The sequence below is a fragment of the Marinobacter suaedae genome, from assembly GCF_030519635.1.
GTDB classification, from domain to species: domain Bacteria; phylum Pseudomonadota; class Gammaproteobacteria; order Pseudomonadales; family Oleiphilaceae; genus Marinobacter; species Marinobacter suaedae.
The window spans coordinates 293,856-306,633 of record NZ_JAUMIS010000001.1; the positions used below are offsets into that span (position 1 = coordinate 293,856).

12 protein-coding genes are annotated in these 12,778 nt (G+C 53.0%); all 12 read right to left on the reverse strand.

Annotated elements, in window-relative coordinates; translation table 11 throughout:
• Positions 1–8: 8 nt before the first annotated feature.
• Positions 9–1,067, reverse strand: coding sequence for a glycosyltransferase (locus QVZ43_RS01250; RefSeq protein ID WP_302908563.1), 1,059 nt, complete (start codon positions 1,065–1,067; stop codon positions 9–11).
• On the reverse strand, positions 1,060–2,574 hold the full coding sequence (locus QVZ43_RS01255; RefSeq protein ID WP_302908564.1) for an O-antigen translocase: 1,515 nt from the start codon (positions 2,572–2,574) through the stop codon (positions 1,060–1,062). Before QVZ43_RS01255 ends, QVZ43_RS01250 begins: the two co-directional genes overlap by 8 nt.
• Positions 2,574–3,695, reverse strand: a complete 1,122-nt coding sequence (locus QVZ43_RS01260; protein ID WP_302908565.1) for a DegT/DnrJ/EryC1/StrS family aminotransferase — start codon at positions 3,693–3,695, stop codon at positions 2,574–2,576. The genes QVZ43_RS01255 and QVZ43_RS01260 overlap by 1 nt, the downstream gene beginning before the upstream one ends.
• A complete protein-coding gene (locus QVZ43_RS01265) occupies positions 3,695–4,156 on the reverse strand; it encodes an acyltransferase (RefSeq protein WP_302908566.1) in 462 nt (153 codons plus the stop codon). The genes QVZ43_RS01260 and QVZ43_RS01265 overlap by 1 nt, the downstream gene beginning before the upstream one ends.
• Complete coding sequence (locus QVZ43_RS01270; RefSeq protein ID WP_302908567.1) at positions 4,153–4,554, reverse strand: sugar 3,4-ketoisomerase; 402 nt, start codon at positions 4,552–4,554, stop codon at positions 4,153–4,155. The genes QVZ43_RS01265 and QVZ43_RS01270 overlap by 4 nt, the downstream gene beginning before the upstream one ends.
• Complete coding sequence (rfbA, locus tag QVZ43_RS01275) at positions 4,551–5,426, reverse strand: glucose-1-phosphate thymidylyltransferase RfbA (protein ID WP_302908568.1); 876 nt, start codon at positions 5,424–5,426, stop codon at positions 4,551–4,553. Before rfbA ends, QVZ43_RS01270 begins: the two co-directional genes overlap by 4 nt.
• Positions 5,427–5,496: 70 nt before the next feature.
• Positions 5,497–6,570, reverse strand: a complete 1,074-nt coding sequence (gene rfbB / locus QVZ43_RS01280) for a dTDP-glucose 4,6-dehydratase (protein ID WP_302908569.1) — start codon at positions 6,568–6,570, stop codon at positions 5,497–5,499.
• 98 nt (positions 6,571–6,668) lie between these two features.
• Positions 6,669–8,894 carry a polysaccharide biosynthesis tyrosine autokinase gene (locus QVZ43_RS01285; protein ID WP_302908570.1) on the reverse strand — a complete coding sequence of 742 codons (2,226 nt, stop codon included), beginning with the start codon at positions 8,892–8,894 and terminating at the stop codon, positions 6,669–6,671.
• A gap of 18 nt (positions 8,895–8,912) precedes the next feature.
• Positions 8,913–9,344, reverse strand: a complete 432-nt coding sequence (locus QVZ43_RS01290; RefSeq protein ID WP_302908571.1) for a low molecular weight protein-tyrosine-phosphatase — start codon at positions 9,342–9,344, stop codon at positions 8,913–8,915.
• 7 nt (positions 9,345–9,351) lie between these two features.
• Positions 9,352–10,467: a polysaccharide export protein gene (locus QVZ43_RS01295; RefSeq protein ID WP_302908572.1), complete on the reverse strand. Its 1,116-nt coding sequence runs from the start codon at positions 10,465–10,467 to the stop codon at positions 9,352–9,354.
• Between the two features lie 28 nt (positions 10,468–10,495).
• Entirely contained in the window at positions 10,496–11,992 is a 1,497-nt protein-coding gene (locus tag QVZ43_RS01300) for a capsule assembly Wzi family protein (protein WP_302908573.1), read from the reverse strand.
• 246 nt (positions 11,993–12,238) lie between these two features.
• Entirely contained in the window at positions 12,239–12,718 is a 480-nt protein-coding gene (gene rfaH, locus QVZ43_RS01305) for a transcription/translation regulatory transformer protein RfaH (protein WP_302908574.1), read from the reverse strand.
• Positions 12,719–12,778: the final 60 nt, after the last annotated feature.

Genomic DNA, 12,778 nt, shown 5'->3' on the forward strand with positions numbered 1-12,778 from the left:
CCCGTTTATCAATCATCCATATCATTTGCATGACCTTTTTTATACTTACTTAAACAATCATAAAGAGCTTTCATAAACGTAACAGGAAAGATCGATAAACAGATTTGACTCCTCCTCATACGCCTAATTGCCTCAGGTGATGACACAAGAACAAATAGAAAATAGAAAAGCCTTATCGGCCACCGAAATAAAAATAGTCTATATTGGTCACGACACAGCTCAAACTCTGATTTTAAGTACCGCTGCAAATAACGAGCAGACATAAAATAATCTAAATCAATGCCCCTTAAATCATCTAAAGCCTGTCGCAAGACAACATATTTGCCAGTCGCCAACCTTCTATTTTTAATATACAAATCCCGTGAAATTTTACCGCTAACATTAGTAGTCTGATGAAAATGATTTCTATAACAAACCAAGGGCTTATTAACATGCGCCCTATTACCCAAAAAAATAGAACGAAACTTGTAAAGTTCATCTTCATAAACTGCATCAGGAGGCATAGGCGGAAAGGCTTGGATTAACTTTTTTGAATAAGCCAATGTCGCACCATGAACGTAGGGTGCATTGTCATCCAGAAACTCTTTTGCGCCAGTAACGATAACTTCCCGATCCATAGGCTCTTCCTGCCCTTGGAAAAGACAGGCGACATCCTTTTTTTTGCCATTTTCTTCCATTGGCATCAATGCCGACGACACCATGTTAATATCAGGATATTCATCAACAACTTTGGCAATTTCCGCTACCCTGTTCGGCATTGAGATATCATCGCCAGCAGCAACGACAACCCACTCGCCACGGGCAGCCTCAAAAACCTCATTAACATGGCGAATAAATCCAAGGTTGAATTCGTTACGGCGAACGATAACCTCATGCGTACCAGAATACCTTGATGCCATTTCCTGCATAATGGAGAATGTTTCATCCGTGGAGCAATCATCAGACAGAATAATCTCCATTGGAGCATATTCCTGTGACAAAGCACCTTCCACAGCGTCACGAATAAACTTCTGCTGGTTGTATGCAAAAACAACAAAAGAAATAAAGGGCCGGTTTTTCTCAGTCAAAGTTAATTCCTATTGTCGCCAACCTGGATTTTACTAAAGTGGCTATTTTCTTTATCGGGCCTGACAGTTCAGCCTTTTTTATAACCTTCAAAAAGTTGATTATGCCAAGCACAATGCCAAGGATGACACCTAAAACAGCACCTGCTAGGTCATCCCAAAGGCTTGACAAAAAAACAGATGACACCACCACCATCAGAATTGCAAAAGTGACTTTAACATCAGCATTAATCAGCAGACCCGTTCTCCATCTGGCTAGGGAGTAGACAAGAGGCAAATAAACGCAATACATGACAAGAAAACTAATGCCAGTTGATATGACGCCAATTTCAGGAATCAGTAACCATATAAATATTACAAATACCGCCATCGCAAATGATTCCGTCATCATATATGTTTTTCCAGCTCCCGCTGAAAGAATGACGAAACCCAAAGGCCAAGCGGTAATTTTCAGAACGTCTCCTAAAAGCTGCCAGCGAAGTATGTCTGTAGCGAGTGCAAACTCCGCGGAATACAGTAACCTTATTGCCCACGGCGCCAAGCCCAAAAGAGTAACAATCACCGGGCCTGCCAATAAAAGAACCACTTCAATTTGTTCATTAACTAGACGATTAGCCTGTTCATGGTTATGTATTGCTGATGTAAGCCGTGGGTAGTAATCCGTTCCCATGGCAGCGAGTACAAAGCCCAGATAGGTCATTGAGATTGTCCAAGCGGCCTGAAAGTACCCTTGCTCAACCGACCCGAGTTCTCTCTGGATAATGCTTCTTGCCATCAGCATTCCTAACCCAGTCGCCAGCCCTGCCAGCATAAAGGGAATGCCAATACTGGCCATTTTCCGCCAGTGCGGGAAAAAGCTTTTGAAACCGGGAAAAGGCGCGCTCACTCTCCCAATGCGCGATACAAAAAAATGCCCTAACAAAAATGCAGATAAGGGAATGGTGAGAATAAAGATCAAAATACCACGCTCTCCAAACACCCAGATCGCTGACACCCCAAAGGTAAGTGACAATATCGAGCTGAGCACCTGGAATTTTGCGATATCAGAGATTCTTCGGAGTCCACCAAGTAACGCTGTTTGTGAGCCGGCAGCTATTGACAGGGCCACACCGATAGATAGCCAACCGAGGGAATCAGCTTTGTCTGGAGCATCAAGTAAATATTTCGCAAACTGGTGCCGAAACACCCACATTGTCGCAGCACCGAGCACGCTTAAGAATAGCGTTCCCCAAAATAGTGCTCGTCGAACTTGGTCGAGCGCATCCTGATCGCCCCTGCCATTGGCTTCAGCAATTTGCCGGTTTCCCGATGTAGAGAGGCCAAGCGCAGAGACTGAAGAAACAGTACCCATCACCGCTTGGAACATGCCTATCAAACCGACACCTGAAGGCCCCAATAGAACTGCGAGTGCTTTTTGTCTGATCAATCCGATGAGAATATTAATAAGCGAGGCACTGCCAATGATCGCCGATGATTTCAGGATCTGCTTGTGAGAAGACTTCTCACTCATCAAGACGCTTTCCAGGCATTACAGGCTTTCACTACCTGCTTTGTATGTTCTTCAGCAAGTGTCGGACCGATCGGCAAACTCAAAACCTGCTTATGCAAGGCTTCTGTTTCAGGGAAGTTCTGTTCTTGCCAGTTACGATAAGCCTGCTGATGATGGGGCGGTATCGGATAATGAATTAGTGTTTGCACACCGTGATCGGCAAGGTGCTGTTGCAAATCTTCACGCTGCTGGCAGCGGATAACAAACAGATGCCAGACGTGGGAATGGAACGCCAGAGATGAGGTGCCTAGTGTCAGGGGCAGCGTAAGTGCATCGTTTTTGATACCGTTGATATAGGCATGAGCTACCTGGCGGCGAGCGGCGATTTCCTTTTCTTGATGGGGCAGTTTTACGCGCAGCATCGCTGCCTGCATTTCATCCAGGCGGCTGTTTACGCCCTGATACCGGTTTTCGTATTTTTTGTGGCTGCCGTAGTTACCCAATGCACGCAGGACTGTTGCTAGTTCGTCGTCGTTGGTGGTGATTGCACCGGCATCGCCGAGAGCCCCAAGGTTTTTTCCAGGGTAAAAACTGAAGCCGGCGGCGTGGCCCCAGCTGCCGGCTTTTCGGTCGTTAAGGCTGGCGCCGTGGGCCTGGGCGGCGTCTTCCAATACCAGCAATTTGTGCCTTTCGGCAATGTCCATCAGCGCCGGCATGTCGGCGAGCTGGCCGTAAAGGTGGACGGGAAGCATGGCGCGGGAGCGCGAAGTAATGGCAGCTTCGGTGTTTTTCGGGCACAGGTTGTAGCTGGCTTCGTCCGGCTCTACAAGTACCGGTGTAAGGCAGTTTTCGGTGATGGCGAGTATGCTGGCAATGTAAGTATTGGCCGGCACGATTACTTCATCGCCGTCTTTCAGCCTACCCTGCTCTTTCCATGCCCGCAGCGTGAGTGTGAGCGCCTCCAGGCCGTTGGCAACGCCAATGCAGTGTTGCGTACCGCAGTAATCTGCGAATTCTTGCTCGAAGGCGCTCACTTCCTGACCCTGGATGTACCACCCGGAGTCGATTACGCGGGTGGCTGCGGCAACGAGCTCGTCTCGGTATTGGGCGTTGATCGCTTTGAGATCAAGAAAGGGAATCATCAGTCCAAGTACCTTTGGATTTTTGCGGGATTACCTATCACGACGGCCCTCGCAGGCACGTCTTTGGTAACGACAGCACCAGCACCTACCATGGCCTGCTCCCCAACAGTAATTCCTGGCAAAAGCGTAGCGTTCGCACCGATGCTAGCGTTACGGCGGATGGTTATTCCGGAGAACTCGTCCGGATACACCTTTGATCGCGGATGGGCATCGTTAGTCAAAGTGGCGTTCGGCCCGATGAATACGTCGTCCTCGATGCGAGTGCCATCCCAGACAAACACCCCGGATTTTATGGTGACGTTGTCTCCGATAATTACATCCCCCTCAATTAAGGTATGGGCGCAAATGTTGCAGTTTTTGCCAATTTGCGCGCCCTCCAGGACCACTACGTATTGCCAGATGCGAGTGCCCTCACCAATTCGACATTGGGCAACGTCAGAGAGTTCGTGAATAAAGCTCATTGTTTTACCAAAGTGAGGAACGCGTCGTAGTCGCGAATGTAGTCGTTTTCATCGTAATGGTCTGAAGCCAGCACCAGGAGAACGCAGTCATCTGTAAAATCATGCATTTCGTGCCAAACCATTGGCTCTATGGCGACGGCCGAATTCGGAGAGCCAAGCTCTACAGTGTCGCGATTATTGCCATCATCCAAAAGCATATTGCACTTTCCAGCTATGCAAATTGCGACTTGCTGGAGTGCTTTGTGAGCATGAAATCCTCTTGCCGTTCCGGATTTGGTTCCGTATATGTAGTAAACCCGCTTGATTGGGAATGGAATGGTCTGGCTTTCTTCAATTGCCACCAAGCCACCGCGATCATCCCCCAAATCGGGAAGGTTTGTCAGCTTTACCAAACTCACACCAAGTTCTCCTCCGCCAGTTCCTTCAGGTAGGTACCGTAGCCATTTTTTTTGAGTTCCTGTGCCCGCTGAAGGAGTTGCAGCTTCGTCAGCCAGCCTTGGTTGAAAGCGATTTCTTCAAGACAGGCAATCTTATAGCCTTGGCGCTTTTCGATCGTTTCCACGAAATGGGCAGCTTCCAGCAGGCTTTCATGGGTGCCTGTGTCTAACCAGGCAAACCCTCGACCCAACAATTCTACGTTGAGGTTACCTCGCTCCAGGTAGGCACGGTTTACGTCGGTAATTTCAAGTTCCCCACGTTGGCTGGGTTTTACCTCTTTGGCGATGTCTACCACGTTGTTGTCGTAGAAATAGAGGCCGGTGACCGCGTAGTGGGATTTTGGGCGCTGTGGTTTTTCTTCAATGGAGATGGCGCGGTTGTTTTCATCAAACTCTACTACCCCGAAACGTTCTGGGTCTTTCACTTGGTACCCGAACACCGTGGCGCCATTTTTCCGGGCCGCAGCTTGCCTCAATTTTGGAGTGAATCCCTGGCCGTAGAAGATGTTGTCGCCCAGAACAAGGCACACACTGTCGCTACCGATGAACTCCTCACCGATGATAAAAGCCTGGGCGAGGCCGTCGGGGCTTGGTTGAACTTCGTAACTGAGGTTGATGCCGAATTGTTCTCCCGTACCCAATGCGCGTTTGAAACCGGCCTGATCTTCAGGGGTTGTGATGATGAGGATATCCCGGATGCCCGCCAGCATGAGTACGGAAAGCGGGTAATAGACCATGGGTTTGTCGTACACCGGCAGGAGTTGTTTTGAAGTGCCGAGTGTTATGGGGTAAAGGCGGGTGCCGGAGCCGCCGGCGAGGATGATGCCTTTCATGGTTGCCTATATCTCTTTTTTTGGGACTCGGGTCAGATGAAAGCCTTTATCCGACCCCGCGGGCATGAACTCACGAACCTGTGCCCAACCGCTCTCGTTGGTAACTGCCGTCCTGAACTCGTTGACACCAATCCAGGTTATCGAGGTACCACTCTATGGTCTTTCGAATGCCAGTTTCGAAGGTTTCTTCTGGCGCCCAACCGAGTTCTTTCTGGATTTTGTGGGCATCTATGGCATAGCGCATGTCGTGGCCAGGGCGATCTTTTACGTTGGTGATCAGATCCCGGTAACTACAGCCCTGCGGGCGGAGTTCCTGAAGGATGTCACAGATGGTGTATACAACTTCAATGTTCTGTTTTTCGTTGTGGCCGCCGATGTTGTAGGTCTCGCCGGGTCGGCCTTCAGTAACGACTTTGTAGAGGGCCCGGGCATGGTCTTCCACATAGAGCCAGTCGCGAATCTGGTCGCCTTTGCCGTAAACCGGGAGTGGCTTGCCTTCGAGGGCGTTAAGGATCATCAGCGGGACGAGCTTTTCCGGGAAGTGATAGGGGCCGTAGTTGTTGCTGCAATTGGTTATCAGCGTTGGCAAGCCGTAGGTTCTGCGCCAGGCGCGCACTAGGTGGTCTGAGCTGGCTTTACTGGCTGAGTATGGACTGCTGGGGGCGTAGGCGGTTTGTTCGGTGAACAGATACTCTTCCGCGTTGACTGTTTCGTTTGGGTGTGGGAGGTCGCCGTAGACTTCGTCTGTACTGATGTGGTGGAGGCGGAAGTTAGCTTTCTTTGTTGCTTCCAGCGCCTGCCAGTATTGCCGAGTGGCTTCCAGCAGGGTGTAGGTGCCTATGATGTTGGTTTCGATGAAGTCTGCCGGGCCGTCTATGGAACGGTCAACGTGGCTTTCAGCGGCGAGGTGCATAATGGCGTCTGGTTGGTGTTGGGCCAGGATGCGTTCTACGTCGGCGCGATTGCAAATGTCCACCTGTTCGAAGGCGTAGCGCTTGCTCTTGCTAACTGCCGCAAGGCTCTCGAGGTTGCCGGCGTAAGTTAGTTTGTCAAGGTTGACCACTTCATCGTTAGTGTTTTTGATGATGTGGCGGATTACGGCGGAGCCTATGAAACCGGCGCCTCCGGTGATTAATAGTTTCATGGTTTTGGTTTTAGATTCGAACTTGGGGGCAAATGTAAACTTGGGGTCAGATGAACGTTTTCATTAAACCCCTAAGGTGGACCTCGCGACCTCCACCTTTAATCCGATTTGTATGCGTAGTTGTAGTAACCGTAGTGGCCCTGGCTAATAGCGGCTTTCTTTTCCATGGCGTTAAGGATGGTGCCTTTGAGGTTGACACCGCCTACAGCCAGGCGATTTTCAGCAACCTGTATCTCTTTTGGTGTGTTTACGCCGAAGCGAACCACCATAAGGGTCGTGCCACACTGTTTACCGATGATAGCAGCGTCGGTAACGGCCAGGATCGGTGGTGTATCGATGATTACCAGGTCGAATTTGTCGCTCAGGTAGCTCAGAAATTCATTGAATCTGGCGTGCATCAATAGCTCCGAAGGATTGGGAGGGGCACTGCCTCGGCTGACCCAGCTCAATCCTTCCAGCTCTGAGGGTCGGATGGCTTGCTCAAAGTCCAGTTTGCCGGAGAGCACTTCTGAGAGGCCGTTATGGGCATCTTCCTTGAACGCCTCATGCACATGCCCCTTGCGCATGTCGCCGTCCAGTACGACGACTTTTTGGCCGGCCTGGGCACAAACCGCAGCCAGATTAGTGGACGTAAAACTCTTACCAATTGAGGGACTCGGCCCGGTAATGACAAGGCAGTTATCGCTGCCCTCCATCATGCCAAAATGCAGTGAAGTTCGAAGGCTTCGGATCGCCTCCACGGACAGATCCGCGGGATTTCGCACGGCAAGCAGGCCGTTGGCGGAACCATCTTTCCGGCGACGTTCGTTCTTAGTGCGGTTAACCTTCTTGGATCGGCGTTTCTCCTCGTCCGACAGCGGAACGGTGGCATATACCGGCAAATTCAGTTCTTCCAGCTGGTCTGGTGACACAATTCCCCGGTTCAGGATGCCTCGCAGCAGCACCATCGTCATGGCTAGCAACAGTCCAGCCAGGCCAGAAATGGCAATAATCCGCGCAGACTTTGGAGCCACCTTCCCTTTTACAACAGCGTCGTCCAGTATGCGCACGTTCCCCACTGTGCCAGCTCGTGCCAGACGCAACTCCTGCATACGGTTGAGCAGCTGAACATATATCTCCTGCGTCACCTGCACATCCCGGCTCAGTCGCAAAATCTGCTGCTGGGTTTCCGGCAAATCGTCGGTTTGTTGCTCCAGCCGGGCCTTTTCTCTTAACAGCTGTTCCTTTTTCTCGATTAACGAACGATAGACTGGATGATTCGAGGTAAAGCGGCGGGACAGCTCGGATTCCTGCAGCTCAAGCTCATTTAGGCTGCCCTCGATATTAACCATCCGCTCCAGTGCGCTCTCAGTTTCAAGGGTAAGGTCTACACTGTCGCTCTGCAGCCGATATTCGTTCAAGCGGTTTTCAGCTTCGGTTAGTTGTTGCCGAACCTTTGGCGCCTGAACCTCCAGAAACTCCAGGCTCTTGTCAGCCTCTGCTGCTTGCCGGGCAATATTCTGAGTTAGAAATACGTCTGTGGTCGCGTCGAGGCTTTCCACCAATTCGGTTGTGTCGGGCCCCTTGAGCGTGAGCCTTAACAACCCGGTTTCCTTGCGTCCACCCAGAGGCTGTATTGCAAGCCTCCTCTGAAGGCCATGGATGGCTGCCAGTCTGCTTTTCTTAACGACCGTGAACGTCGCTCCAGCAGGGGCTTCCAGCTCAGTCACCGTCAATTCGAGCCAAGGCTGATCAACGCTCAATGTTGTACGAGCCGAGCCTTCGCCGAGGACATTGCCCTCGGTGTCAAATAAGGTATAGCGGCCCTCTCCTTCTGAACGTAGAGTGAATCGCGATGTGGCGCTGTCATGGCTTGTTACCAGCTCGCCGATCCGGAGCGTTTCCCCTGCCCAAACGGTGCCACTGCCTTCCATGAAGCCCGGACGCTCGACCCCCCTCCTCAACAGCCAATCCCCGATAATTGGCCAGGTATTGGGGACAACCTGGACATCCAGGTCCACCTGATCGACAACCTGTCCCAGAATCATACGGGAACGAAGTATCTCCACTTCCGCACTGGTGTTCAGATCACTGCCACCCAGTAGTTGTTCGAGGTCAGCTCCGCCGATGGTGCCGGACTTCTCCTCCACCTGGACCAGTGCGTCAGCCTCATAGACCGGAGTCGAGAGTGCGCTATAAAGAACACCCGCGAACACAAACACAACGCCGAGGGTCAAGACAAAAAACTTGTGATCCCAGAGACTACCGAGGACAAAACCAATGTCGATTTCATCCCTGTCCTGAACCTGGCTACGGAGCGAAGTGGTGTTGTTAGCTTGGGTCATTCGTAACTCGCGATGTTATTACAAGCGAAGAAGCCAAGCATAAACGGCTTCTTCCAGGCGTTTGTGAACGTGAACGAAGGCTTCACGGCTTTTCTTGTAGGGGTCCGGGATATCCGGCTGGTCGTCCAGCCAGCGGCTGATGAGCAGGGTTTTGCCATTAGACGAAGGATCAAGCTCGGTAACCTGTGCTTTTTGCCCCCAGCTCATGACCAGAATTAAGTCGGCACGGCGAAACATCTCGGTGGTCGCCTGACGAGCCCTATGTTGGCCGATATCCAGGCCCGCCTGTGTTGCCAGCTCTTGCGCAATGGAATCTGCCGGGTGGTCCACCAGGGCACCTAGACCTGCGGACTCTACCTTTTTGCCAGGAAGACCGGCCTGCAACATGGCCTCGGCGACAGGACTGCGGCAAATGTTCCCCGTGCACAATACAAGGATTCGATTAAACATCGTACGGTCACTCGCCGAGATTGACGGCCTGGTCACCCAGGAACAACGCCGTGAATGAAGGCAAGAGAAGGGAGACCACTCGATTCCAGCGGGCCAGCGGCGCAGCGGTGACGTACACCATGTCGCGGTCCTTGAGCCGGAAACCGTCGGCCAGCACAAGCGCGGTCGCGTCCCTCAGATTGAGCTGGAACATGTCAATGAGGTGTTCGCCATCCGGCGCGGCGCCCTCGGCCCGCCTTACCACGAACACGCCGGTTGCATCCGACTGACGCTTGTCCAGTCCGCCCGCGTTCGATATGGCTTCCGCCAAAGTGAGCCCATTGCGCCCCATCGGCAAGGTTTCGGTTTTACCCACTTCACCGAGCATGAAGACTTTCTGGTCGTCACCCAACGGGACGTTGATGACGTCGCCCTGCTGAAGCAGCACGTTATGCAGCTTGTTGCCTTTTTCATAGACGGCCTTGAGGGACAGACGATAATCCCGACCGTTACGGGTCAGGGTGACGTTACGCCAATCTGCGCCCGCCTCCAGCCCCCCGGCCTGACTGACGGCATCAACAAGCCGGGTCGGAACGTTGGTGAGTGGATACACACCGGGTAGATCAACGGCGCCGGTAACATAAATCCGCTGACTGCGAAAATCCGCCACGGACACGTCCACCTGGGGAGCCTCGATGTAATGGGCCAGACGACGTGCAACTTTCTCCCGCACCTGGATGGGGGTAAGGCCCGCCACCTGCACATAGCCGATGTAGGGGTAATAAATAGTGCCGTTCTCATTCACCACGTTGCCGGATTCCGAGGAACTCCGCTCGGAGCCGGCGGGAATCGTAAGTTCAGGGTGATCCCAAACGGTGACCTGGAGTACGTCGCCAATACCGATGCGATACTCATACTCGCTGTCTGCTCGAATCAACTCTTCAGCCGGTGGCGCCACATCGGCCACAATGGCATTGCGAAGGGTGTCCGGACCGATTCGCTGTACTTTGACCAGATGACGAAAGTCCTCTTCAGGCTGGCTGTCATAATTGGGGCTCCATCCGCTGGTATCGATGTGGGAGCCTGGGGCGAACGCACAACCTGTCAGGCCAAGTGCGGTCACTAATGTCAGTAGGGCTTTCATCCGGGAAGGGTTTCCTTGGTTCATACGACTAGAATCTGTAACGCCAGATGGCACTGGCGGACCACTGATTAAGCTCACCGCCGACCAGCTCGATTTTACCGTCAGTGCCGCTCACATTGAGTTCCAGCCGGCCAATCGGCAGCGGCGTGCCGTAACCGAGCTGCAGAATGGCGACTTTGTCATTGGAGGCCGGGATAAAGTAGGTAACATCCGGATCGGTCGTCACCGCTCGGACCTCTCCGTCCGAATTCAATGCGGTGTAGCTTACCGAAGCGGATAACTTGGCTCCATTATCTAGGAACTGAAAAACTCCGAACGTCAGGGCTTCGGCATCCCCATCGAAACTGCTGGCCAGGCTACGACCATGGTGCCGAAACCCACTGTTGTAGGTGAAGTGCTCATAGGTCACGTTAGGCATGGGCTCGCCAGAGAGCTCGTCCGCCGTGGTGTTGACGTACTCCAGAAACCATTGCTGATCGGCATTAAACAGGCCGGTGGTCCAGTCGGTCCCAAATAACCAGGATTTTCGAGCCGGAAAGGCTCCCGCTTCGTCTTCGCCCATCATCTGGGTGTAAAGTCCCATGGAATGGTTGCCGAGTGCGAAGCCATAACGGACATCAATGCTTCCAAGTTGGTTGCCAGGATCGTTATCTGCACCATCCTGGCTGTTATCCCGACCGATCATCGCGTCCATCAGGGCGGACCCCGTCTCCGGCCGCCCTTCGCCGCCAAACATAATGGCTCGCGAAAGGCCGACATCCAGACCGGGAGCCGGCCGGAAGGTGAAGCGCATCCCGATCAGTTTCGGATGATTGATGGCGCGCTCATCCTGAAACTGGCCAACGAACAGCGTGGCATTCCAGGGGCCGATCCAGCGGAGCCAGCTTGTGCTCGGAGCAAGATCCCGCTTGCGGTTGACCCATACGGCGGGCAGAGGGCGCGCGTTATCAGAGAGAATAAGGCTCGACTGCCACCCCGGCCCCCACCAGCGGTCGATGGCGCCTGCGCCAAAGACCCAGTTGCCAAGCGAAGCCGCCAGATAGCTGCCGTCATAACGGAATACTTCGCCATCGGTGGGGCTGGCAGCAATGGAGGGGGAAAGGCCAGCTGCCCAGTACTCGCCCTGCCACTGAAGATCCAGTCTCGCCTGTGCCTCTTCTTTCGGGGTGTCATCGAATCCCTGAACGAGCGATTGCTCGGCGCTACCAGACAAGGTCAGTTCTGCACGAGTTCCTGAACCAGACTGGGCGGCCTGCTCTGAGTTCAGGTACGCCATCGCGCGGGCAGTCGCTGCGGTATCGGAGCGGGCACTGGCGTTGATGCCCTGCGCGATAGAGCCCCACATCACCGGCCAGGTGGAAATGGTGCGATCCAAATGACCACGGTCTGCCAGCTTTTGCAGAGCAAAGCGGGCGCGGGCGTCACCGGGTTCGATCCAGGGAGCCGCCTGCACGGTAAGGCTGACAGTTAACGTAATCAGGCACGCTACCGCCCCACCGACCAGGGTCCAGTGTTTTGAGGGCATGATGTCCATCAGTTTTTCAGTGGCAAAGCGGGGCCGTGGGCATGAAAAATGCCCTGGTTTGGTCCCGTTCAAGTGATTTTGGTTATTTGGATATACTTCGAATGGTGGCGGGATTCTAACGGCTCTGTAATTTGGGGCAAGCCTCGATTGCTCGCCTCACGGTGATTCAGTCAGTTAGACGCGTAAAGAATTGTTAAAGGGTCAGGACCTGACTTAAATGCGGCGGAAAGACGCTGAAATAGAGTCTCAGCGCCGAATGGACGCTACCGGGACACTGACCAACTGCTGCTTCTGCATGAAGTTGATAAGCACAATCGCCCGCTCTTCACCTTTATAGGTCTGGAAGATCGCGCGGATACCTTTGAACGGTCCTTCATCCAGCTCGACAGACTCACCTTCTTTGATACCTCCCGTCGCAGAGACCTTATCCAGACTGTCTCTGATGTGCCGGATAACGTCATCCCCAATGGGCGCAGGCCGGTTGGCAAAGCCAACGACGCGAATAACGCCGCGGGTTGAACGCAGCTTGCCCCATACGGAATCGGTGGGTTCGAGGTTGACGAACAGATAACCCGGGAAGAGAGGCTCGAGCTTTTTGGTTCGCTTGCCCGCCCTGATTTTCTCAACCTCGATCTTCGGGAAGAAACAGTGGATATCCTGATTCTGGAGATGCTGCAGGGCACGGTCGCCCTGAGCCGGCTTGTGCTGGATGGCGTACCAGGTCATGACCACTCCATCTGGGTGAGATTACTCAAAGCTCGGACCGCAGATGGTAACAGCCCCAAT